The sequence below is a fragment of the Stenotrophomonas maltophilia genome (assembly GCF_023518235.1).
Taxonomy (GTDB): Bacteria; Pseudomonadota; Gammaproteobacteria; order Xanthomonadales; family Xanthomonadaceae; genus Stenotrophomonas.
Genome location: NZ_CP090423.1, coordinates 1,164,355 through 1,187,853 on the forward strand (window position 1 = coordinate 1,164,355; position 23,499 = coordinate 1,187,853).

Consider the following 23,499-nt stretch of genomic DNA (forward strand, 5'->3'; position numbering starts at 1 on the left):
CGACGAGCCGGTTGCACAGGAGGCGGCACTTCCCCTATTTTTCCGCCCACTGGGGCATTGGACCGCCCCACCTCCAGCGCGGCCATGGACGGCAGGCTCTTCGCCGTCGTCCGGGTCGCGTTCATCCGCGCCACGACCGCCATGGGATTGGATCCCATGATTGTGAGACCCCCTTGAAGCACACCGCACTGATCGCCCTTACCCTCGGCCTGTCTGCGCCGCTGGCCGCCCACGCCGCGCAGGATCTGCCCACGCTCTACCAGGCCTTCGAAGAGGCCGGCAATTCGACGCTGAGCATGGAAGAACTCAACCAGACGGTGACCTTCACCGCCGTGGCGCTGGGCGTTTCCAGCAACATGGCGGGCGAACCGCTCATCGAGGCCGGCGATGACCAGGGCAATGTCCTGGCCCGACTGACCAGCGATGATGAGCAGCAGGCGGCCAAGCTGGGCGCACTGGAAGAAGGCGCCGTCTTCACCGCCAGTTGCACGCTGCAGTTCAGCTCCGGCACCGACTATCTGTCCTTCGGCGATTGCAGCCTGAAGTAACGACGAAGCCGGCGAAATGCCGGCTTCTTTTCTCTGCACCTGTAGAGTCGAGCCATGCTCGACTTGCGCCATGTCAGGGGCCCACAGGCACCGGACCATACACATTCTCCTGCGGCGTACCCGGCAGCAGCGCAAAGACCAGGATCACGATTCCACCGCCCGGCACCAGCGCCAGCAGGTAGAACCAGCCCGACTGGTTGCAGTCATGCAGGCGGCGCACGGTGACGGCGATGACCGGCAGCAGCGTAGCCAGCCAGAACACGACGAACAGGATGATCGACGCGATGCCCAGGACGTCGGACTGCATCACCAGCGCGGTGACCAGCGGCACCATCAGCACGGCGGAGACGATCAGCAGGAACAGCTGGAACATCCAGTACTCGCGGCGGTTGGCACGACCCTCGAACTGGGCGTAGCGCTTCAACGGCAGAATCAATTCCTGCACGGCATCGTTCCTTGATAAGAGAAGCCGCGCAGTGTGCCAAATGAACGCGCGCAGGACAATGTAGCGCCGAGCCATGCTCGGCTGCCATTACACCTGTAGATCCCAGCCATGCTCGGCTGCTGTTCCAAGAGGTACCTGCAAGCCCATGCAAGAGCGGAGTCGAGCATGGCTCGACTCTACATAGGTCGACTCAACGGCCCTTTGCGGCGCGCGCGGCTTCACGTTCGGCGCGCAGGCGGTCCAGCTTTTCCTTCAGCTTGATCTCCAGCCCGCGCGGCACCGGGTTGTAGTACACCCGCTCGCCCATCGCATCCGGGAATCCGGTCTGGTCCAGCGCGATGCCGCCTTCGGCGTCGTGGTCGTACTGGTACTCGGCACCGTAGCCGAGTTCCTTCATCAGCTTGGTCGGCGCGTTGCGCAGGTGCAGCGGCACTTCTTCGGTGCCGCTTTCGCGCACGTCGGCCTTGGCCTGGTTGAAGGCCGCGTAGCCAGCGTTCGACTTGGCGGTGCTGGCCAGATAGAGCACCAGTTGCGCGAACGCCAGCTCGCCCTCCGGGCTGCCCAGCCGCTCATAGATGTCCCACGCTTCCAGCGCCATGCTTTGCGCGCGCGGATCGGCCAGGCCGATATCCTCGATGGCCATGCGGGTCAGCCGGCGCGCCAGATAGGACGGATCGCAGCCGCCATCGAGCATGCGGGTCAGCCAGTACAGCGCGGCATCGGGATTGGAACTGCGCACCGACTTGTGCAGCGCCGAGATCTGGTCATAGAACTGCTCGCCACCCTTGTCGAAGCGACGGGTGCGATCGGCCAGCACCTGGGTCAGGGTCTGCGGGGTAATACGCCCGCCCTCCCCGCCCGCCAGTTCGGCGGCGATCTCCAGCAGCGTCAGCGCACGCCGGACATCACCGTCGGCGGCGGTTGCGATTTCCAGCAACAGCTCGGGAGCAACCTCGATGCGATCTTCGCCCAGGCCGCGTTCGCGGTCACCGAGCGCACGTTCCAGCGCTTCGACGATATCGGTCGGCGAGACCGCTTCCAGCACGTGCACGCGACAGCGCGACAGCAACGCCGAGTTCAGTTCGAACGACGGGTTCTCGGTAGTGGCACCGACGAACAGGATGGTGCCGCGCTCGATATGCGGCAGGAACGCATCCTGCTGCGCCTTGTTGAAGCGATGCACCTCGTCCACGAACAGCACGGTGCGGCGGCCTTCGGCGAAGCGCTGCGCGGCCTCGGCCAGCACCTGGCGCACTTCCGGCAGGCCGGACAGCACCGCGGAGATGGCACGGAATTCGGCGTCGGAATACTCGGCCAGCAGCAGCGCGAGCGTGGTCTTGCCGCAGCCCGGCGGCCCCCACAGGATCATCGAATGCACGCGGCCGGATTCGACCGCGCGACGCAGCGCGCTGTCCGGCGCCAGCTGGCGCTTCTGCCCGACCATCTCATCGAGGGTGCGCGGGCGCATGCGCTCGGCCAGCGGGCGCAGGTGATCCCGATCAACGCTCAGCAGATCGGGGCCGGGGAAGGAAGTTGAACGATGTCTTGCCACCCGCTCATTGTACCGCGAGAGCGTGCCAACCCAGGTTGGCACCCACCCAGGACGGTAACGCCGGGCCATGCCCGGCGTCACACCTCAATTACCGATGACGTCGGTGCCCTTCGGCGGGATGAAGCTGAAGGTGCCGGCGGCGAAGCCCGGGTTGCGCTTCCAGCCACTGAAGGTGATCACGGTACGCTGGCCGACAGCATCGGTAATCTCCATCTTGGCCAGGCCCTGGGCGTTGAAGCCCAACGCGGCGTACTGGAAGCTGGCTTCGGTATCGCGCTTGGGCGACAGCGACAGCCACTGCAGGCCATCGCGCTGCGCCGCCTCTTCGCTCAGGTCGTACTGCTGTTCCAGCAGCGCCGGGTTGATCAACGCGGTCAGCGGGCTGTTCTGCTCTTCCTTGCCCTGCTCGCGCACGGTGGCCTGCTCCAGGTCCGGCTCGTACATCCAGACCTTCTTGCCGTCGGCCACAATCAGCTGTTCGTGCGGGCGCACGTACTCCCAGCGGAACAGGCGCGGTGCCGACAGCGCCACGCGGCCGCTGGTCGATTCCTTCACCTTGCCCCGGCTGTCGAACACCTGCTGGCTGAACTGGCCATCCAGGCCCTTCAGGCCGCTGGTGAAGGCCTTGAGATCATCGCGGGCGCCGGCCCAGGCACTGCCAGCGGCGGCACAGGCCACGGCCAGGGTGGTGGTGGCGAGGAAACGGCGGAAGCGGAAGTTCATGCGGAAATCCTGTGGGCGCGAACGCCAGGAAAGGTAGTGGCCAGTGTGCCCGTAGAAACATGAATGGGCGATCAGGGCGACATTATGCCGCCCCGGACGTCCATCGGCGATTCAGCCGCCAGCCGCCGGCAGCTTGCCGTACAGCACCTGGCCACGGAAGCCGCGACGCACTTCGCGGTACAGCGCGCGGAACGCAGCGTAGTCCTGTGGCTGGCACAGCGCTTCCGGGCCACGCACCGCGTTCTGCTGCAGGCGATGGTGCACGGTTACTTCCTGGCCCTGCCGGCTCCAATCCACCCGGTAGTCGCCTGCGGCATTGCTGAAGCGCTGGCTGGCCGGAATGGCGATGATCGGCGCATTGGCCGGGAACTGCAGACGGTAGGTTTCTTCGCGCAGGCTGGCGTTGCAGTAGAACGGCGTCTCGTTGGCCGGCGCCGAGGCGGTGGCGTAGAGGCCACGCACCGATTCGCCGCCCGGCGGATCGGGCACGGCCATGCCGCCGGCCACGCTGAAGTCGGCGTAGTCCTCGGCCTGGAACGCCATGCGATAACCGAACGGCCGGGTCAGGTCGACAGGCACGCCCTGGATCTGCAACTGCCCCCGCCCATCGAATCCGGACGCGGCCATGATCTGCTCTTCAGCGCGCGCACGGTTCTGCGCGTTGAGCTGGGAGAACTGCGCGCGCATGCCGATCTCGGCGTTCTCACCCAGCTTCGGAACGGTCTCGCCGCGCAGGTTGCCGTTGGCATCGAACGTGAAGCGCACCTCCATCGAGGTGGCATTGCGCTGCGGGGTGTTGGCCGGGGTGCGCGCCAGCGTGGCATCGCGCGTGCGCATCACCGGCGCACCCAGATCACCTTCCGGCAACTGCCCGAAACGCGCCCATGCGGTAGTCGAATCCAGGTACAGATCAAATTCGGGAATGTAGGTGATGGCGTGGTTGAAGCGGCCCAGCACCGGAATCTTCGGCAGCGTGGGTCCGCCGCCGGCACCAATCAGCACCGGCGAACTGGCGATGCCCTTGGCCGCCAGCAGCGCCTCCAGGATCGTCACATGGTCCTTGCAGTCGCCATAGTGGTTGTCGAGGATGCTCTGTGCGCTGTTCGGCTCCAGACCGCCGTTGCCCAGGTACACCGCCACATAGCGGATGTTCTGCGCCACCCAGCGGTACAGGGCGTCGGCCTGCGCGCGGCGGTCGCTGATGCCGGCAGTGACCTGGTCGGCCAGCGCCTGCAGTTCCGGCGTGACCTGCGCGGCCGGGCCGGCCTTGAGCTGGTAGGCGCGCCCCATCTGCGACCAGTCACGATAGGTGCTGGCCATGATGTTTGGGCCGAACTCCCAGCCGGCCGCCGACCAGTTCTGCGCCGGCATGGCTTCGCGGCGCTGGTAGTGCCAGCGCCACTGCGCCTGGCCATTCTTCACCACCGGGCGATCACTGCCCTGCACGCCGCGGCTGTCAACGAACATCGGCAGGTTGGCCGGCGCACTCAGGGTGACCTCGGCGTCCTCGTATTCGGTGAACACATTGAAGGTCTCCCACAGGCCGAAGTAGCCGGGGAAGTACGGCGTGGCCTGGGTACGCCGCACCTGGTAGTACAGGCGCGTGCCCGGGGCCAGGTTCGGGAACACGATCACCCGCACCTTGCGGTCGGCGTACATCGCCGCCGAGGCGCTGGAGTAGCTTTCCTGGGTGTAGATGCGGTCGGCCGGCACGTCGCGGCGCTGGCCGTCAGCGGTGATGGTGTAGGCGCCAAGCACTTCCAGCGTTTCCATCTTTTCACTGTAGCTCAGCCGCACCTGGCTGAACTGCTCGACGGCGGCCTTGGTCTTGAGCAGCACTTCGTAGGTTTCGGTCTGCACATTGCCCGCATCCGGCCGCACCTGGTAGTCGGCGCGGTAACGGACAATGCTGAAGTTGTTGCTGGCTTCGGTATCGCCGCTGGTGGAAGGCGGCGCCGTGGCGGGCGCGGTGGTGGCGGTATCTGCCAGTGCCGGGCCGGCAGCCATCAAGGCTGCCAGCACCAGTGCCAGCGCGCTGGGGACGGGGTGAAGCATGCGTCGGTTCCTTGGACGTCGTGGGGGTACGTCGGGCCTTACTTCGGCGGTGGCGGTGCCAGCACCGTGCGGTCGCCGTTGTGTTCGGGCGCACTGACCACACCGGCCGCTTCCATGGCCTCGATGAGTCGCGCCGCGCGGTTGTAGCCGATCTTCAGCCGGCGCTGCACGCCGGAAATCGAAGCGCGGCGGGTCTCGGTGACCACCCGCAGCGCTTCGTCATACAACGGATCGGACTCATCGCCGCCGCCGGAGCTGGTCTCCGGCAGGCCGGTGGCGCCGACCACCACGCCGTCACCCATCGTCTGCACTTCGTCCAGCACGCCGTCGATGTAATCGGCCGGGCCCATCGCCTTGAGGTGCTCGACCACGCGATGCACTTCCTCGTCGGAGACGAAGGCGCCGTGCACGCGCTCGGGCAGAGCGGTGCCCGGCGGCAGGTACAGCATGTCGCCGTGGCCGAGCAGGGTTTCCGCGCCGGACTGGTCGAGAATGGTGCGCGAGTCGATCTTGGAGCTGACCTGGAAGGCGATGCGGGTCGGGATGTTCGCCTTGATCAGGCCGGTGATCACGTCCACCGATGGGCGCTGCGTAGCCAGGATCAGATGGATGCCGGCCGCACGTGCCTTCTGTGCCAGGCGCGCGATCAGCTCTTCCACCTTCTTGCCGACGATCATCATCATGTCGGCGAATTCGTCGATGAAGATGACGATGAACGGCAGCGTCTCCAGCGGGCGCGGCGCCTCGCCCAGTTCCGGGTTCGGCTTGAACAGCGGATCCATCAGCGGCTGCCCGGCGTCTTCGGCTTCCTTCACCTTCTTGTTGAAGCCGGCCAGGTTGCGCACGCCCACCGCGCTCATCAGCTTGTAGCGGCGCTCCATTTCGGCCACACACCAGCGCAGGCCGTTGGCGGCCTCCTTCATGTCGGTGACCACCGGCGCCAGCAGGTGCGGGATGCCCTGGTAGACGCTCAGTTCGAGCATCTTGGGGTCGATCATCAGCATCCGCAGGTCTTTCGGCGAAGCCTTGAACAGCAGGCTCAGCACCATCGCATTGACCGCCACCGACTTGCCCGAACCGGTGGTACCGGCCACCAGCAGATGCGGCATGCGCGCCAGGTCGGCCACGGTCGGGCGGCCGGCGATGTCCTTGCCCAGCGCCAAGGTCAGCGCACTGGCCGACTTGTCGTATTCCTTCGAGCGCAGCAGCTCGGACAGGAAGATCATCTCGCGGGTGACGTTGGGGATTTCCAGGCCGATCACCGACTTGCCCGGAATGACGTCGACCACGCGCACCGACTTCACCGACAGCCCGCGCGCGATGTCCTTGTCCAGCGAGCTGATCTGGCTGACCTTGATGCCCGGCGCCGGCTCGATCTCGAAGCGGGTGATGACCGGGCCGGGATTGGCGCCGACCACCTGCGCGTCGATGCGGAAATCCTTCAGCTTGAATTCGATCTGCCGCGACAGCGTCTCCAGCGTCTCTTCGTCGTAGCCCTTCGGCTGCGGCTTGGGATCATCCAGCAGCGCCAGCGGCGGCAGGTCCGAGCCGTCACCGTTGACGCCACGGAACATCGGGATCTGGTTGTCACGCTTGGCGCGGTCGCTCTTCTCTATCACCGGTTCCGGGCGCGGCTCGATCTTCACCGGCTCGCGCTTGGCGCGCACCTCGGCATCGGCCTTGCGCACTTCCTGGCGCTCCTCGCGCATCACCCGGGTCTGCTTCCACTCGGTGACTTCCTCCTTCTTGCGCTCCAGCAACGGCGCCAGCGACATCACGCCACGGCCGATCTTCTCCATCACGCTGAACCAGGACAACCCGGTTGCCAAGGTGATCGAGGCCAGCAGCAGCACCAGCACGAACAGGTTCGCGCCCAGCGCGCCGAAGCCCACCGTGAGCGAATTGCCGACCAGCTTGCCGAGGATGCCGCCAGCACTGGAGACATCACCACTGAACAGGCGCACGTGCAGGAAGCCGGTGCCGGCGATCAGGAAGCCGACCAGGCCGACCAGGCGCAGCGCCGGGTCCAGGTCGTTCTCACCCTTGCTCTCGCGCTTGAGGCCGAACATGGCGATCCACGCCAGCGCGCCCAGCACCACCGGCAGCAGGAAGGCGATGTAGCCGAACAGTTGCAGCAGCACGTCGGCGATCCAGGCCCCTGCGCGCCCGCCCATGTTGTGCACCGGCGCGACCACGCTGCCGGTATGCGACCAACCCGGGTCGGTGGCGGAGTAAGTGAACAGACTGGCCGCCAGATACAACAGGGCCGGCGCGATGGCGATCAGGCCGAGGTCGCGCCAGAGCCGCTGGCGGCGTGGATTGTCGGTCGTCGCCGCCGCGGCCGTGCGACGTGACGCCTTGCTGTCGTCGGACTTGGAGCGTTCGGGGACCTGCTTCGCCACCTTAGACCATACCTTTGGAATGCGCTGTTAGTGATTGATAATAAATGAGACGGCGTCAGTTTTCAGTTATGCGACGCGCTGCGGTGCCTGTGGGGCGCCCGAACCACCGCTGGATGACGGCGTTCTGTTCATCGGCTTGAATCGCCCTGCCCCAGCCGCCACTCTATGACCTGCCATGGATGCTGCGCAAACATCGCCAGCGCCTTGTCCCATCTACCTTTTCGCGAGTTTACATGAGCACCAGCCTGCCCTCCCGCCATCAGCGTCTTGTCATCCTTGGTTCCGGCCCGGCCGGCTGGACCGCCGCCGTCTACGCCGCCCGCGCCAACCTGAAGCCGGTCGTCATCACCGGTCTGCAGCAGGGCGGCCAGCTGATGACCACCACCGAGGTGGACAACTGGCCGGGTGACGCCCACGGCCTGATGGGGCCGGACCTGATGGCGCGCATGCAGGCCCACGCAGAGCGTTTCGAGACCGAGGTCATCTTCGACCACATCCATACCGCCGACGTCTCCCAGCGCCCGTTCAAGCTGATCGGCGACAGCCATGAGTACACCTGCGACGCCCTGATCATCGCCACCGGCGCCACCGCCAAGTACCTGGGCATCCCCACCGAAGAGGCCTTCAAAGGCCGCGGCGTGTCCGCCTGCGCCACCTGCGACGGCTTCTTCTACCGCGACCAGGACGTGGTCGTGGTCGGCGGCGGCAACACCGCCGTGGAAGAGGCGCTGTACCTGTCCAACATCGCCCGCAAGGTCTATCTGGTGCACCGCCGCGACACCCTGAAGGCGGAAAAGATCATGCAGGACAAGCTGTTCAAGAAGGTGGCCGAAGGCAAGATCGAGACTGTCTGGCACCACCAGGTAGAGGAAGTGCTGGGCAACGATGCCGGCGTGACCGGCGTGCGCGTGAAGTCCACCGTGGACGGCAGCACCCGCGACATCGACGCGCACGGCTTCTTCGTGGCCATCGGTCACCACCCGAACACCACCCTGTTCGACGGCCAGCTGGCGATGAACAACGGCTACCTGGAGATCCGCTCGGGCCTGGGCGGCAACGCCACCCAGACCTCGGTGGAGGGCGTGTTCGCCGCCGGCGACGTGGCCGACCAGCACTACCGCCAGGCGATCACCTCGGCCGGCTTCGGTTGCATGGCCGCGCTGGACGCCGAGCGCTTCCTGGATGCCGAAGGCAAGGCCAGCTGAAACGCTGGCCCGCTTCGGTAGCGTCGAGCCATGCTCGACCCGGACCAAGGGCCGACGCCAACGCGTCGGCCTTTTTGTTTCACCTGCCCTATCCTTCCCTCATGCCTTCGCCCCGTTTCCTCGATTCCCTGCCGTCCATTGCCGCCGCCGACTGGGACGCTCTGCATGATGGCCGCAACCCGTTTGTCAGCCACGCCTTCCTGGCCGGGCTGGAAGCCCACGGCTGCCTGCGCGGGGACTGGGGCTGGCAGCCCCGGCACTTCACGCTCTGGGAAGGCGATGCTCTGATCGGCGCCATTCCGGGCTACCTGAAGACCAATTCGCACGGTGAGTTCGTGTTCGACCATGCCTGGGCCAATGCCTACGCCCGCCACGGCCGCGACTATTACCCGAAGTGGCTGGGTGCGGTTCCGTACTCGCCGGTGACCGGGCCGCGGCTGCTGGCCCGTCACGATGCCGCACGTGCCGCGCTGTTGCCGGCACTGCGCCAGCAGCTGCCCGCACTGGGCGTGTCATCGGCGCATGTGAATTTCCATGACACCGGTGACGAAACGCTGTTCGGTGACGACTGGCTGCTGCGCGAGGACATCCAGTTCCAATGGCAGAACCCGGGCGACTGGACCACCTTCGAGCAGTTCCTGGGCGCGATGAACCACAAGCACCGCAAGAACATCCGCCAGGAGCGGGCCAAGGTCACCCGCCAGGGCATCACCTTCCGCGTGGTGCATGGCAATGACGCCAGCCGCGCCGACCTGCAGGCGATGTACCGCTTCTACCTGCAGACCTTCCTCGAGTATGGCAACGCACCGGCGCTGACCGAGGCCTTCCTGCGCCATCTGGCCATCGCACTGGGGCGCCGGCTGGTGATGTTCCTGGCAGAGCAGGAGGGTGAGCCGATTGCCGGTGCGCTGTGCCTGCGCGGCGGCGACACGCTGTATGGGCGCTACTGGGGAGGCGCGACCCTGCCCGGCCTGCACTTCGAGACCTGCTACTACCAGGGCATCGAGTATTGCCTGCGCGAGGGACTCACCCGTTTCGAGCCCGGCGCGCAGGGCGAGCACAAGCTGGCACGCGGCTTCCTGCCCACCCGGGTGCGCAGCCGCCACTGGGTGGCCGATGCGGAGTTTGCCGACGCCCTGCAGGACTGGTGCCGGCAGGAGCGGGGCGACGTGCGTCGTTACCAGCAGGCGCTGCTGGGGCACAGCCCGTTCCGCGCGGGACCGTAGCGTCGAGCTTGCTCGACTGACGTGCCTACCGGAACCGGAGAAGGTAGGCACCCACGCCCGTTACACTGCATGCATGACCCGCCCGCTGCCCTGGCGCCTGGCCGATGCGCCGGACGCGCCCTTTCCCCCGGCCGAGACCGCGCTGCGCCAGCCCGATGGCCTGCTCGCCGTCGGCGGCGACCTGCACCCGTTGCGCCTGCTCAACGCCTATGCCGGCGGCATCTTCCCGTGGTTCAGCGAGGGCGAGCCGATCCTGTGGTGGTCGCCCGATCCACGCATGGTGTTCCGCACCGACGGCGTGCATCTGTCCAGCCGTTTCCGGCGCCAGCTGCGCGCCAGCCACTGGGAGGTCACTGCCGATGTGGCCTTCAGCCAGGTGATGCGCGCCTGTGCCGCCACCCCGCGCCCCGGCCAGGACGGCACCTGGATCAGCCCGGCCATGGTCGAGGCCTACAGCCAGCTGCACGACCTCGGCTTTGCCCATTCGTTTGAAGTATGGGACCGGCAGACCCTGGTCGGCGGCATCTACGGCGTGGCGATCGGCGCGATGTTCTTCGGCGAAAGCATGTTCAGCGGCGCCAGCGGCGGCTCCAAGATCGCATTGGCGGCGCTGGCGGCCACCCTGCGCAGCTGGGGCTGGGAACTGATCGATGCGCAGGTGGAGAATCCACACCTGCTGCGGATGGGCGCAGTACACCTGCCGCGCGCCGTGTTCCTGGATCAGGTGCGTCAGGCGGTGCGCCGCGAGGGCCGTGAAGGCGCCTGGACCCAGGCCGTCGGACGCCTGCCGGCGAAGCGTTTGGCCGAAGGTTAACGCAAACTTTGCAAGCTGGCCGCATCACGCGTAAAATACCGCGCCTTAGGCCCAGCGTGGCCGTTTTCTGAACCGCACAGGACTACATGTCGAAAGACGATTCCATCGAGTTCGAGGGCACCGTCAGCGAGACGCTGCCGAACACCACTTTCCGCGTTCGCCTGGAAAATGGGCACGAAATCATCGCCCACATCTCCGGCCGCATGCGCAAGAACTACATCCGCATCCTCACCGGTGACCGGGTCAAGGTTGAAATGACCCCGTACGACCTGACCAAGGGTCGTATCACCTACCGCATGAAGTAAGCGGTCGGCGCCTGGCGCCACTTCGACAAGGCCAGCCCTGGTTGCTGGCCTTTTGTCATGCCCGCAATCCGGCCCTGCCGGAGGTCATCGTGACCGAACGCACCGTGGCGTCGGTCAGCCCGGCTTGCGGCAGATTCGCGCTTGCAGCCGCCGCGGCATCGTGGAATCCGATCCAGTCCGGATCGCCACCCCCTGCCCCGCCATGAAACGGCATCCCCTGCTTTGCTCCCTGTTCCTGTCCGCCAGCCTGCTGTCAGCCGCCTCGGCCCAGGCCGCCGATGCACCGGCAGCGGCCACCACCGCCTGCATCCAGCTGGGCAGCGACCAGCAGATGGTCCGCGCCGGCGTTACCCGTGATGTGCTGTTGCGCAACGGCCAGGACCACTACGTGGTGCACTTCCAGCGCGACTGTACCGCCGCGGCCCGCTCCCGCACGCTGAGCTTTGCCACCGAAGGGCAGCAGAACCTGCTCTGCAGCGACGGCCGCAGCACCCTGCGCACCGATACCGAACGCTGCGCCGTCGCCCGCGTCGAGCACATCGACCCCGCCAGCTTCGCCCGGAAGGCGCGCCAACGTCGCCGTTGAGCGCAGACACGACAAGGGCGGCCGAAGCCGCCCTTGTCCTTGCATGACTGGCCGCAGGAAACCGGCCGGCTTACTCCACTGTCACCGGCAGCAGACGCTCCGGCTCGGCCTGGGTCTCCACCACCAGCTCGTCGTCGCGGACATCAATGCTGACCTTGCCGCCGTTGACCAGCTTGCCGAACAGCAGCTCGTCGGCCAGCGGACGCTTGATCCTGTCCTGGATCACACGGGCCATCGGGCGCGCGCCCATCAGCGGGTCGAAGCCGTGGTGGGCCAGCCAGTCGCGCGCGGTCGGCGTGGCCGACAGGCTGACGTGCTTCTCCTGCAGCAGCATCTCCAGCTCGATCAGGAACTTGTCGACAACACGCAGGATGTGCTCGAAGCCCAGCGGCTGGAACTGCACCACCGCATCGAGGCGGTTGCGGAACTCCGGCGTGAACGCGCGGCGGATGGTCTCCATCGCATCGGTGGCATGGTCCTGCTTGGTGAAGCCGATCGAACGCCGCGAGGCCTGCGCCGCACCGGCATTGGTGGTCATCACCAGCACCACGTTCTTGAAGTTGGCTTCGCGACCGTTGGTGTCGGTCAGCACGCCGCGGTCCATCACCTGCAACAGGATGTTGAAAATGTCCGGGTGCGCCTTCTCGATCTCGTCCAGCAGCAGCACGCAGTGCGGGGTCTTGACGATCTTTTCGGTCAGCAGGCCACCCTGGTCGAAGCCGACGTAGCCCGGGGGCGCACCGATCAGGCGGCTGATCGAATGCGGCTCCATGTACTCGGACATGTCGAAGCGGACCAGCTCGATGCCCAGCTGCAGCGCCAGCTGCTTGGTCACCTCGGTCTTGCCGACACCGGTCGGGCCGGCGAACAGGAAGTTGCCGATCGGCTTTTCCGGGTTGCCCAGGCCTGAACGGGCCAGCTTGATGGCCGACGCCAGGGTACCGATGGCCGGGTCCTGGCCGAAGATCACCATCTTCAGGTTGCGCTCCAGGTGCTGCAGCACATCCTTGTCTGTGGCACTGACCTGCTTGGCCGGGATGCGCGCCATCTTGGCCACGATCGCCTCCACCTCCTCGACGTCGATCAGCTCCTTGCGCTGCCCTTCGGGCAGCAGGCGCTGGCGCGCGCCGGCCTCGTCGATCACGTCGATGGCCTTGTCCGGCAGCAGGCGGTCGCCGATGTGCTTCACCGACAGGTCTACCGCCGCCTGCAGCGCCTCGTCCGAATAGGTCACGCCATGGTGCAGCTCGTACTTGGACTTCAAGCCCTGCAGGATCTCGTAGGTCTCGCCCACCGTCGGCTCGACGATGTCGATCTTCTGGAAGCGGCGAGCCAGGGCGCGGTCCTTCTCGAAGATGCCGCGGTATTCCTGGAAGGTGGTCGAACCGATGCAGCGCAGCTCGCCGGAGGCCAGTGCCGGCTTGATCAGGTTGGAGGCATCCATGGTGCCACCGGAGGCCGAACCGGCACCGATGATGGTGTGGATCTCGTCGATGAACAGCACCGCGTTGGGTACCTTCTTCAGCGCGGTCAGTACACCCTTCAGGCGCTTCTCGAAGTCGCCGCGGTACTTGGTGCCGGCCACCAGCGCGCCCAGGTCGAGCGAGTAGATCACCGCATCGGCCAGCACGTCGGGCACCGAGCCTTCGACGATGCGGCGGGCCAGGCCCTCGGCAATGGCGGTCTTGCCCACGCCGGCCTCACCCACGTAAAGCGGGTTGTTCTTGCGGCGGCGGCACAGGACCTGGATGGTGCGCTCGATCTCGTCGGCACGACCGACCAGCGGGTCGATGCGACCGGCCCGGGCCTGTTCGTTGAGGTTGCTGGCGAACTCGGTCAGTGCGTCGCCCTTGGGCTCCCCCTCGCCGCCTTCCATGCGGCCCTCGCCCTCGGAGGACGAGGACGGCTGCTCGCCCTCCTCACCCAGCTTGGCGATGCCATGGGACAGGTAATTGACCACGTCCAGCCGGGTGACATCCTGCTGGTTGAGGTAATAGACGGCGTGGGAGTCCTTCTCACCGAAGATGGCCACCAGCACATTGGCGCCGGTGACTTCCTTCTTGCCCGAGGACTGCACGTGGTACACAGCCCGCTGCAGCACGCGCTGGAAGCCCAGGGTCGGCTGGGTATCGCGTCCGTCATCTTCGGCCAGGCGGGACACGGACGCCTCGATGGCCTGCTCCAGCTCTTGACGCAGGCGTTCGGCGTCGGCCCCACAGGCCTTCAGGACGGCCTGGGCGGACGGGTTGTCGAGCAGTGCCAACAGCAGGTGTTCGACCGTCATGAACTCATGCCGGGCCTCACGGGCGCGCTTGTAGCACTGGCCGATGGTGTGTTCGAGGTCTTTGCTGAACATGGATTACTCCGGCGGCAGATGGGGACAATATGCGGCCTGACTACGCGATTTCCATCACCCTAGCGGATTGCTGCGTTCAGATGGCGTTAGCAGTGCAGATTGCTTGATCTTCATTCACTCCAGGACGACCCTGCCAGCATGAGCGAACCCTACCTGAGCCGCTGGCGATTGCGGCGTGATGGCGCGGCCATCGAAACGCCCCGCGCCCGGCTCTGGCCGGTGCTGACCCCGGCCGGCGTGCCGGCCATGCTCAAGGTCAGCGACGAGCCCGAAGAGCAGAACGCCCATCGACTGCTGCGCTGGTGGGACGGTGACGGCGCCGCCCGCCTGCTGGCCCACGAGGGGCCGGCCATCCTGATCGAGCGTGCCGCCGGCGACTCGCTGCGACAGCGTTCGATCAATGGCGAGGACGACACCTGCACCACCCTCCTGTGCCAGGTTCTGCAGCGGCTGCACCGGCCACGGAGCACAGCGCCCAGTGACCTGGTCTGCCTGCCTACATGGTTCGCCGACCTGCTGCAGCCAAGGGCTGCGTTGCCGCCACTACTGGAACAGTGCAGATCGCTGGCGCTGGTCTTGCTGCAGGACGAGCAGGAGATCCGGCCACTGCATGGCGACCTGCACCACGACAACGTGCTGGATTTCGGCACGCGCGGCTGGCTGGCGATCGACCCGAAGCGGCTGATCGGCGACCGCGCCTTCGACTACACGACGTTGTTCAGCAACCCGGACCTGTGCGGCCCGGGCATCCACGTCGCCACGCGGCCGGAGCGGTTTGCGGCGCGACTGGAGCAGGTCGGCGCGTTGTCCGGCATCGAACGCCGTCGCCTGCTGCGCTGGATCGCGGCCAGCATGGGCCTGTCGGCGGTGTGGTTCCGCGATGACGGCGACCCGGCCGACATCGACGAGGCGGTGGCGAAAATGGCGCTGGAGGCGCTGGCGGAGGCATGATCCAAGGTGGGTGCCCACCTTGGTGGGCGCAATGCGCCGGGGGCCGCCACACCTGCTCTGGTAGGTGCCCACCTTGGTGGGCACGATGCCTCGGGCGTCGGTACGCCGTAACAAAAGGCAGCCGAGCATCGGCTCGGCTCTACAGCACGCCGGGTCCGGAATCGATGTACCCGGACGGGAACCGGCAGCCGGTCAGGCCTTTTCCATCGTGCACAGCAACGGATGCTGGTTCATCCGCGAATACTCATTGACCTGGGCGACCTTGGTCTCGGCCACTTCGCGGGTGAACACCCCGCACACCCCGCGGCCGCGGGTATGCACGTGCAGCATCACCTGCGTGGCCTTGTCCAGGTCCATGCTGAAGAACTGCTGCAGCACGTCCACCACGAAATCCATCGGGGTGTAGTCGTCATTGAGCAGCATCACCTGGTAGAACGGCGGCGGCGCCACTTCCGGGCGCGCGGGCTCCACGGCAATACCGTGTTCGTGATGGGAATCGGGGGAAGACTCGCGAGGCATCCGTCCATTATAGGGCCTGTACCGAGCCTGCGTCGGCCCGCCGCAGATTGGACGGCACGGACGCCCCCCGTCACAATTGCACCTTCTTTCAAATCCGCTTCACAGGATCTTCATGAAAAGGACGCTTCTGCCCGCCCTGCTGCTCGGCCTGGCCGCGACCGGCTCCGCCGTTGCCGCACCGGAGGCCGACAAATCCGTGGCCCGCCATCTGGACAAGCTGGGCTACACCTACGAGATCGACGAGGACGGTGACTACCGCCTGGTGTTCGATGTCGAAGGCGACCGCACCCAGATGGTCTACGTGCGTTCGGCGGTGGAGGATTTCGGCAGCCACAATATCCGCGAGATCTGGTCGCCGGCGTACACCGCCACGGCCAAGCAGTTCCCGGTGGCCGTGGCCAACCGCCTGCTGGAAGATTCCCAGGATGCCAAGATGGGCGGCTGGGTGAAGCAGGACAGCACCGCCATGTTCGTGGTGAAGATCGATGCAGACGCCACCCCGGACCAGCTCAGCGACGCCATTGATGCGGCCATCCGCACCGCCGATGCGATGGAGCTGGAACTGACCAAGAAGGACGATTTCTGAGTTGAACGCAACGCCGGACCCGCGCTGGGCACCGCATGCCACCGTCGCCACTGTGGTGGTTGACGGTGGCCGCGTGCTGCTGGTGGAAGAGACCATTGAGGGCCGCCAGGTGCTGAACCAGCCGGCCGGCCACCTTGAGCCGGGCGAAAGCCTGGCCGAGGCGGCCCTGCGCGAGACCCGCGAGGAAACCGGCTGGACGGTCGAGCTGACCCACTTCATCGGCTGCTACCAGTGGACTGCCGCCGATGGCACCACGTTCCTGCGCTTCTGCTACGCCGCCAGGCCGCTGTCGCATGACCCGGCACAACCGCTGGACACCGGCATCGACCGCGCGCTGTGGCTGACCCCGGCCGAACTGCAGACGGCCGGCGAGCGCCAGCGCAGCCCGCTGGTCTGGAAGGTGGTGGCCGACTACCTGGGCGGCCAGCGCCATCCCCTTTCCCTGGTCCAGGAGGTCGCATGAGCACCCCGCGCGTGATGGTTGGCGTCTCCGGTGGCGTCGATTCCTCGGTCGCCGCCTGGCGCCTGGTGCAGCAGGGAGAAGCGGTGGCCGGCCTGTTCATGCAGAACTGGGCCGACGACGGCAGCGGCGAGTGCCGCGCCGAGGACGATCGCCGCGACGCGGTGGCGGTGTGCGGCCTGCTCGGCATTCCGTTCCACTTCCGCGATTTCTCCAGCGAGTACTGGCAGGGTGTGTTCGAGCACTTCCTGGCCGAGTATGCCGCCGGCCGCACGCCAAACCCGGATGTGCTGTGCAACCGCGAAGTGAAGTTCAAGCACTTCCTGGACGCCGCCCGCGAGCTGGGCGCCGAGCGCATCGCCACCGGTCACTACGCGCGGGTGACCCAGCGCGGCCACCAGTGGCTGCTGCTGCGCGGCGCCGACCGTTCCAAGGACCAGAGCTACTTCCTGCACCAGCTGGGCCAGCAGCAGCTGGCGGCCACACTGTTCCCGATCGGCGACCTGGAAAAGAGCGACCTGCGCCGCATTGCACGCGACGTCAGCCTGCCGACCCACGCCAAGAAGGACTCCACCGGGATCTGCTTCATCGGCGAGCGCGACTTCCGCGAGTTCCTCGGCCGTTACCTGCCGGCCAAGCCGGGCCAGATCCTCGACCCGGCCGACGGCAGCGTGATCGCCGAACATCCGGGCGTGTTCTATTTCACACTGGGCCAGCGCGAGGGCCTGAACATCGGCGGCGTGCGCGGCCGCCCCGCCGCGCCGTGGTATGTGGTCGGCAAGGACGTGGCCAGCAACGTGCTGTACGTGGACCAGGACCGTGAAAGCCCTTGGATGCTGTCCGAGCGCCTGCGCTCGGAGACCGCGCACTGGATTGCCGGTTCGCCGCCGGCGCGTCGCTTTGAATGCACCGCGCAGACCCGCTACCGCCAGCCCGACGAGCCGTGTACGGTCGAGGTGCTGGACGATGGCAGTGTGCTGGTCACCTTCGCCCGCCCGCAGCGCGCCGTCACCCCCGGCCAGTCGCTGGTGCTGTATGACGGCGAGGTGTGCCTGGGCGGTGCGGTGATCGCCGCTACCGACGCCCCACTGGAACAGCGCCTGCGCACCACCCCTTCTCCTTTTGAGGTAATTGCTGCATGAGTTTCACTGTCGACGACCGCGTCCTGGCCCTGGCCGGCATTGCCCAGGCCCTGCAACAGGTCCGCCGCATCGCCGATACCGGCCATTCCGACGCCGCCGCCGTGCGCACCGCCGTGGACAGCGTGTTCCGCGTCGATGCGTCATCGCCGCAGGAGGTGTTCGGTGACCGCCATGCGCTGAAGGCAGGCCTGCGCCTGCTGCACAACTATTTCCGCAGCCAGGGCCAGGACCCGATCCTGCCCAAGCTGGCCCTGTCGGTGCTGCAGCTGGAGCGCCGCTTCGTGCAGGACGGCGCCACGGTGAACAAGGTCGCCAGTGGCATCGAGCGCGCCCAGCGCCAGGCCGCCGAGCTGGGCGACAGCGGCCACCCGGACGTGCTGGCCAACCTGGGCGGCCTGTACGCGGACACCATCAGCCACCTCAAGCCGCGGGTGATGGTGCAGGGCAACCCGCACTACCTGGGCCAGGCCGGCGTGGTGGCCGAGATCCGCGCCCTGCTGCTGGCCGCGGTGCGCTCGGCGGTGCTGTGGCGTCAGCTGGGCGGCAGCTACTGGGACTTCCTGTTCAGCCGCAAGGCGATGATCGAGGCCGTGGACCGCCAACTGGCGTGAGCCCCATGGGGTCGGATCCCTTTCCAACACGGAACGGGCTCTGACCCCTGAACCCTCTGCAGCGCCGGAAAACCGGCGCATTCAGAATGCACATCAAGGCACATCGACGTTAAAGAGAAGGGGGGTACGGCCGATACATCCTCCGTGCACCTCCCGAGAACGTCCATGTACTCACGCATTTTCATCCGTCTGGCCGCCCCTCTGGCCCTGACCCTGCTGCTCCCCTTCGCCATCGGTTTCGAATGGCCGGCCGCCCTGCGCTGGGCGATCCTGACCACGATGACGCTGAGCTGGCTGGGCTTTGCGTGGTGGACCACCCGCGCCCAGGCGCACCGTTCCCCGGAACACACCCGCGTCCTGCGTGAGCAGGATCAGCTGCTGACCGAACTGCGCAACTTCGTCGGCAACGAGATCGACGGCTCGCGTGGTGAAGTAGAACGCGCCCGCGACCTGATCCGCCAGGCCGTCTCCAGCCTCGGCGGCAGCTTCGATGCGATGAACCGCAAGTCGCGCCAGCAGAGCCAGGCCCTGTCGCGCATCGTCGACCGCGCCGGTGATGAGGGCAGCGCCGGCCTGGACGTCGCCCGCTTTGCCCAGCACGCCAGCCACCGCATGGAACAGCTGGTGGAAGCGCTGGAACAGGTCAGCGGCCAGAGCAGCACCACCGTGCAGCACATCGACCAGATGGCACAGCACCTGGATGGCATCTTCGCGCTGCTGGAAGACGTCAAGTCGATCGCTGACCAGACCAATCTGCTGGCGCTGAACGCTGCCATTGAAGCGGCGCGTGCCGGTGAAGCCGGTCGTGGCTTCGCAGTGGTGGCCGACGAGGTCCGCAACCTGTCCGAACGCTCGACCACCTTCAACGAGCAGATCCGCAAGCTGGCGCACAGCTCCAAGGACGCCATCGCCAAGGTGCGCGAGACGGTCTCGCACATGGCCTCGCGTGACATGGACCGCTCCCGCGAAGCACGCCAGGAAGCGGCGGCGATGCTCGACAACGTGGCCCAGATCAACGCCTCGCTGGGCGACGGCATGCGCGAAGTGTCCGAGTGCGCCCGTTCGATCGATGGCAGCGTGGCCGAGGCCGTGCGCGCCCTGCAGTTCGAGGACATCGCCACCCAGGCCCTGGGCGGCGTGCATACCCACCTGGACCGCCTGACCGCGATCAACCGCGAAGCGGTGGCCCTGCAGGAACTGCTGCATCGCAATGGCGGCGTGTTCGACGAAGAGATCGCCACCGCCCTGCAGCGCACCGGCAGCCGCCTGCGCGAACTGCGCAGCGAGTGGGAGCGCCCGCCGCACAAGCCGGTTGCCCAGCAGAGCATGGGCGCCGGCACCGTCGAGCTGTTCTGATCCTGATGTCCGCTGCCGTTGCCGGCAGCCCGCAAGGCCCCGGTCATTCCGGGGCCTTTGCCTGTACCCTGCCGTTGGATGCAACCTGTACGCGCACCATGACCCTGATCCGCGCCCTGCCCTCCCTCACCGATACCGAGCGCCCGCGCAACGCGAGCGTGCGTGAGCAGCTGCAGCAGCTGGAAGAGGTCGCCCGCGAAGAGATCCGCGAACTGCAGCAGCTGGCCGACGCGCGCCCCGCCCCCTTGCCTGCGGGCGAAGAACTGCTCGGACTGGCTTGGGACCTGGGGCTGGACGGTGAAGCGCTGAGGTAGATCCACGCCATGCGTGGATGGCTTTACCGCCACCCGCTGCAGCCCCATGGCATGATCCACCCACGTCGCCTACGACTGGACACGGAGTGTCGTCCCATGAGCACCATGTTCATGACCTGGCTGGGATTTGCCGCGATGGTGCTGATCGCCGTCACTTTCACCTGGCGCCCCGCCTACGCCACCTTGCGGCCTCCCCGGCATCGACTGGTCGCATTCCTGTTCGGCAGCCAGCTATTCCTGCTGATGGCCTTCCTGGCTGCCTGGGCGGCGGCAACGGCCATCGATACCGGTCACGTCCATCTAAGCCATCACCCTAAGCCATCACCGCTACGGCACCATTGATGTGCGGCGCGAGATCGAGGCGACGACCTGTTGGCTGATCATCGTGGCGGAGTACGTGCTCGGGCTGCTGATCGCCAGGTATTCGATTGCAGGCATCGCATTGATGAACCGTTAGATCCACGCCATGCATGGATGATCGCGCGCGCGCCTCAGTGCCGACCAACGGTCGGCACCCACCAGAGCAGTCATCCGGCACCCAACAGAGCGGGTTGTCAGCGCACCAGCACCACTTCGCCGCTGGCGTCGGTGCGCATCGGCATCGGGTGTTGCTGGCGCAGCCACTGCGCCAGGTCGCGCGGGCTGAGCGGGCGCGAGTACAGGTAACCCTGGATCTCGTCGCAGCCCTGGCGGCGCAGCATGTCTTCTTCCTGATGCGTTTCCACGCCTTCGGCCACCACCTTCATGCCCAGCGCATGGCCCAGGTGCACGATGGCCTGGGTCACTTCGGCCGTACCCGAGTCGTGCAGCATGCCCTGCACGAAGCTGCGGTCGATCTTCAGGCGCCCCACCGGGAAGCGGTTGAGGTAGTTGAGGTTGGAGAAGCCGGTCCCGAAATCATCCACCGCCAGCGGCACGCCGTGACGTTCGAGTACATCAAAGCAGTGGCGCAGGATGTCGGTGTCACGAATCAGGGCCGACTCGGTCAGCTCCAGTTCCAGCCGCTGCGGCGGCCAGCCATGGGCGTGGCAGATCTCGATCACGCGCTCGGCAAAGCCACGGTCGCGCAGCTGCACGGCCGATACGTTCACTGCAATGCGGTCAAAGCGCAGTCCGGCCCGATCCCAGGCAGCGGCCTGACGGCATGCCTCGCCCAGCACCCAGTCACCGATGCGTACGATCTCGCCACATTTCTCGGCAATGGGGATGAACTCGGCCGGGCTGCAATAGCCAATCCCAGGCCGATGCCAGCGCAGTAGCGCCTCGATCGCCGGTGGCTCACCCTGGTGGGCGTGCAGCAATGGCTGGTAGGCCAGGCTGAACTCTTCGCGCTCGATCGCGCCATGCAGGGCATGCTCGATCTCCAGCCGGCGCTGGATGCGGGCCAGGGCGTCCTGGCTGTAGTACTGGTAGGTATTGCGCCCCGCTTCCTTGGCTGCATACATCGCCGCATCGGCGGCGCGCAGCAGGGAATCGAAGTCGGTCTGCGCATCACCCAGCATCGCGATGCCGACGCTGGCGCCCACCTTGAGGGTGGTCTCGCCCCGGCGCAGCGGCTCGGCCAGCGAGGCGATCAGCTTGCGCGCCACGTGGCCGGCGTCTTCCGGCTCGGCCAGATCGCGCAGCACCACGATGAACTCGTCGCCGCTGAAGCGGCCGAACAGGTCATTGTTGCGCAGGTTCTGGTGCAGGCGGGTGGCGGCGGCCTTCAGCAGCGCATCGCCAGTGGCGTGGCCGAAGCTGTCATTGATGGTCTTGAAGCCATCCAGGTCGATGAACAGCATCGCCAGCGAAGTGCCGCGATCGCGCGCTTCCTCGATGGCCTCAGCGGTCTGCTCGCCGAGCAGCACCCGGTTGGGCAGACCGGTCAGCAGATCATAATGGGCCAACAGCTCGATGCGCTCGTTGGCCTCGCGTTCGCGGGTGATGTCACGGAACAGCACCACGAAGCGCGCTGGCAGGCCGTCGCGCCGGTCCAGCTCGATCAGCACCTGTACCCACACGCGCAGGCCCGACTGGCGATAGAAGCACAGGTCCAGTTGCTCGGGCAGCCCGCCGTCGGCAATACGAGCCAGCGCGGCTTCGAAGGCGTTGCGCGAATCTTCGGTGTACAGCGCCAGCGCCTGGTCGAGGGTGATCGGTTCCTTGCGCAGGCCGTGGATGCGGTAGCACTCCTCGGTCCACTGCATGTGCCGGGTCTGCACTTCGATCTCGCAGCCGCCGATGCGTCCCAGCGCGGAAACGCGGTTGAGCAGCTCGGTACGCCAGCGGATCAGCGCATCGGTCTGGTGCTGCTCGGTGATGTTCTGCACCTGGCCCAGCAGGCGCTTGGGCTGACCGTCCATGTCCAGCAGCGGCTGCATCCACAGGCGCAGATGCTGCGAGGGTTCGTTGCCGCGGGTCAGCTCCAGCTCCAGATTGGCAGCACGGCCATCGCGCCACAGGCGCCGCCACGCCGCGCGCAACGCCCCGCGCGATCGTGGATGCAGGTGCTTGAGCCAGCGCCGCTGGCCGGGTACGGCGCCCTGCCCCAGGGCCAGCAGCGAGCGCAGCTCCGGCGACCACCAGAAATGCCCCGTGTTGGGATCGAACGACCAGCTGCCCATGCTGGCAATGCGCTGGGCTTCGCTCAGATGCAGCTGCTGCTCCTGCAACAGCGCCTCCAGCTGCTTCTGCTGCTCGATATCGGTATGCGTGCCGACCATCCGCAACGGCTGGCCATCGGCGGTACGCGCCACCACGCGGCCACGGTCCAGCACCCAGCGCCACTGACCGTCGGCCTGGCGGAAACGGAACTGTGCGCTGTACTGCTCGCTCAGGCCGCGCAGATGTTCGTCCAGCGCAGCGCGGACCTGCACGATGTCATCGCCATGCACACGCGAGAGCATGGCGGTGGCGGTTTCATCACCCAACGCAGGTGTCCGCGCCACCCGGTCACTGGGGATGTCCCAGTCCCACAGGCTGTGGCCGGCGCTGTCCAGTGCCAGCTCCCAGCGCCCGCCCCCATCCACTGGAACCGGCTCGGGAATGCTCAGGGTGAAGGCCAGCAGATTGCCGGCACCGTCATGCACGGCGCGCAGGTGGCCATCGAAATGACCGCGCGGGCCGCCCGGCAGCGTGCAGGCCACGATGCCGCCATCGGCCGCCATCAGCCGCAGATCTTCCAGCATCGGGGCGTACGCGGCCACGGTGGCCGGCAGCCCATGCTCGCGCGCGGCCGGGTTGGCCGCCAGCGGGCGGCCGGTACGGTCGACGATGACCAGTGCCGACGCAAGCGGGTGCTGCAGCAGGCTGGCGATGATCCCTTGGTCCACGCGATCTTGCTCCGGATGACACGCCCGTC

22 protein-coding genes are annotated in these 23,499 nt (G+C 66.8%); 14 read left to right on the forward strand and 8 right to left on the reverse strand.

What is annotated here, in order from left to right; genetic code table 11:
- Positions 1-173: 173 nt before the first annotated feature.
- Entirely contained in the window at positions 174-548 is a 375-nt protein-coding gene (locus LZ605_RS05530) for a hypothetical protein (protein WP_249844041.1), read from the forward strand.
- Positions 549-621: 73 nt separating this feature from the next.
- Here LZ605_RS05530 and LZ605_RS05535 read toward each other — a convergent pair whose 3' ends face one another.
- From LZ605_RS05535 to LZ605_RS05555, 5 genes are all read right to left on the reverse strand, one after another.
- The gene (locus LZ605_RS05535) at positions 622-993 is read right to left on the reverse strand and encodes a DUF805 domain-containing protein (RefSeq protein ID WP_249844042.1); all 372 of its coding nucleotides are present in this window, start codon (positions 991-993) and stop codon (positions 622-624) included.
- A 190-nt stretch (positions 994-1,183) separates the two neighbouring features.
- Positions 1,184-2,461, reverse strand: a complete 1,278-nt coding sequence (locus LZ605_RS05540; RefSeq protein WP_249844043.1) for a replication-associated recombination protein A — start codon at positions 2,459-2,461, stop codon at positions 1,184-1,186.
- Between the two features lie 168 nt (positions 2,462-2,629).
- Positions 2,630-3,268 (reverse strand): outer membrane lipoprotein chaperone LolA, encoded by a 639-nt coding sequence (lolA, locus tag LZ605_RS05545; protein WP_249844044.1) that lies wholly within the window; start codon positions 3,266-3,268, stop codon positions 2,630-2,632.
- Between the two features lie 111 nt (positions 3,269-3,379).
- Positions 3,380-5,323: a DUF3857 domain-containing protein gene (locus LZ605_RS05550; protein ID WP_249844045.1), complete on the reverse strand. Its 1,944-nt coding sequence runs from the start codon at positions 5,321-5,323 to the stop codon at positions 3,380-3,382.
- Between the two features lie 38 nt (positions 5,324-5,361).
- Positions 5,362-7,725 (reverse strand): DNA translocase FtsK, encoded by a 2,364-nt coding sequence (locus LZ605_RS05555; protein WP_107230493.1) that lies wholly within the window; start codon positions 7,723-7,725, stop codon positions 5,362-5,364.
- Positions 7,726-7,958: 233 nt separating this feature from the next.
- Between LZ605_RS05555 and trxB the strand changes: the two genes are divergently transcribed.
- The 5 genes from trxB to LZ605_RS05580 all read left to right on the forward strand — a co-directional run bounded on the left by trxB (position 7,959) and on the right by LZ605_RS05580 (position 11,861).
- Entirely contained in the window at positions 7,959-8,930 is a 972-nt protein-coding gene (gene trxB, locus LZ605_RS05560) for a thioredoxin-disulfide reductase (RefSeq protein ID WP_249844046.1), read from the forward strand.
- Between the two features lie 101 nt (positions 8,931-9,031).
- The gene (locus tag LZ605_RS05565; protein WP_249844047.1) at positions 9,032-10,156 is read left to right on the forward strand and encodes a GNAT family N-acetyltransferase; all 1,125 of its coding nucleotides are present in this window, start codon (positions 9,032-9,034) and stop codon (positions 10,154-10,156) included.
- Positions 10,157-10,229: 73 nt separating this feature from the next.
- Entirely contained in the window at positions 10,230-10,970 is a 741-nt protein-coding gene (gene aat / locus LZ605_RS05570) for a leucyl/phenylalanyl-tRNA--protein transferase (protein WP_249844048.1), read from the forward strand.
- Between the two features lie 86 nt (positions 10,971-11,056).
- Positions 11,057-11,275, forward strand: coding sequence for a translation initiation factor IF-1 (gene infA / locus LZ605_RS05575; protein WP_005409596.1), 219 nt, complete (start codon positions 11,057-11,059; stop codon positions 11,273-11,275).
- A gap of 202 nt (positions 11,276-11,477) precedes the next feature.
- Positions 11,478-11,861, forward strand: a complete 384-nt coding sequence (locus tag LZ605_RS05580) for a hypothetical protein (protein WP_249844049.1) — start codon at positions 11,478-11,480, stop codon at positions 11,859-11,861.
- Positions 11,862-11,931: 70 nt separating this feature from the next.
- Here the strand turns inward: LZ605_RS05580 and clpA are convergent, their stop codons facing one another.
- A complete protein-coding gene (clpA, locus tag LZ605_RS05585; RefSeq protein ID WP_107230489.1) occupies positions 11,932-14,217 on the reverse strand; it encodes an ATP-dependent Clp protease ATP-binding subunit ClpA in 2,286 nt (761 codons plus the stop codon).
- A gap of 138 nt (positions 14,218-14,355) precedes the next feature.
- Between clpA and LZ605_RS05590 the strand changes: the two genes are divergently transcribed.
- Positions 14,356-15,168, forward strand: coding sequence for an APH(6) family putative aminoglycoside O-phosphotransferase (locus LZ605_RS05590; RefSeq protein WP_249844050.1), 813 nt, complete (start codon positions 14,356-14,358; stop codon positions 15,166-15,168).
- 192 nt (positions 15,169-15,360) lie between these two features.
- Here LZ605_RS05590 and clpS read toward each other — a convergent pair whose 3' ends face one another.
- The gene (gene clpS, locus LZ605_RS05595) at positions 15,361-15,687 is read right to left on the reverse strand and encodes an ATP-dependent Clp protease adapter ClpS (protein ID WP_057496341.1); all 327 of its coding nucleotides are present in this window, start codon (positions 15,685-15,687) and stop codon (positions 15,361-15,363) included.
- A 112-nt stretch (positions 15,688-15,799) separates the two neighbouring features.
- On the opposite strand from clpS, the gene LZ605_RS05600 reads away from it, so the two are divergent.
- The 7 genes from LZ605_RS05600 to LZ605_RS05630 all read left to right on the forward strand — a co-directional run bounded on the left by LZ605_RS05600 (position 15,800) and on the right by LZ605_RS05630 (position 20,498).
- Positions 15,800-16,273 carry a hypothetical protein gene (locus tag LZ605_RS05600; RefSeq protein ID WP_249844051.1) on the forward strand — a complete coding sequence of 158 codons (474 nt, stop codon included), beginning with the start codon at positions 15,800-15,802 and terminating at the stop codon, positions 16,271-16,273.
- A gap of 1 nt (position 16,274) precedes the next feature.
- On the forward strand, positions 16,275-16,736 hold the full coding sequence (locus LZ605_RS05605; protein WP_249844052.1) for an NUDIX hydrolase: 462 nt from the start codon (positions 16,275-16,277) through the stop codon (positions 16,734-16,736).
- A complete protein-coding gene (mnmA, locus tag LZ605_RS05610; RefSeq protein WP_249844053.1) occupies positions 16,733-17,875 on the forward strand; it encodes a tRNA 2-thiouridine(34) synthase MnmA in 1,143 nt (380 codons plus the stop codon). Before LZ605_RS05605 ends, mnmA begins: the two co-directional genes overlap by 4 nt.
- Positions 17,872-18,486: a high frequency lysogenization protein HflD gene (gene hflD, locus LZ605_RS05615; protein ID WP_107230484.1), complete on the forward strand. Its 615-nt coding sequence runs from the start codon at positions 17,872-17,874 to the stop codon at positions 18,484-18,486. Before mnmA ends, hflD begins: the two co-directional genes overlap by 4 nt.
- Before the next feature lie 165 nt (positions 18,487-18,651).
- Complete coding sequence (locus LZ605_RS05620; protein WP_249844054.1) at positions 18,652-19,842, forward strand: methyl-accepting chemotaxis protein; 1,191 nt, start codon at positions 18,652-18,654, stop codon at positions 19,840-19,842.
- A gap of 98 nt (positions 19,843-19,940) precedes the next feature.
- Entirely contained in the window at positions 19,941-20,156 is a 216-nt protein-coding gene (locus LZ605_RS05625; RefSeq protein WP_249844055.1) for a hypothetical protein, read from the forward strand.
- Between the two features lie 96 nt (positions 20,157-20,252).
- Positions 20,253-20,498 carry a hypothetical protein gene (locus LZ605_RS05630; protein ID WP_249844056.1) on the forward strand — a complete coding sequence of 82 codons (246 nt, stop codon included), beginning with the start codon at positions 20,253-20,255 and terminating at the stop codon, positions 20,496-20,498.
- A 212-nt stretch (positions 20,499-20,710) separates the two neighbouring features.
- Here the strand turns inward: LZ605_RS05630 and LZ605_RS05635 are convergent, their stop codons facing one another.
- On the reverse strand, positions 20,711-23,470 hold the full coding sequence (locus LZ605_RS05635; RefSeq protein WP_249844057.1) for a bifunctional diguanylate cyclase/phosphodiesterase: 2,760 nt from the start codon (positions 23,468-23,470) through the stop codon (positions 20,711-20,713).
- Between the last annotated feature and the right edge of the window lie 29 nt (positions 23,471-23,499).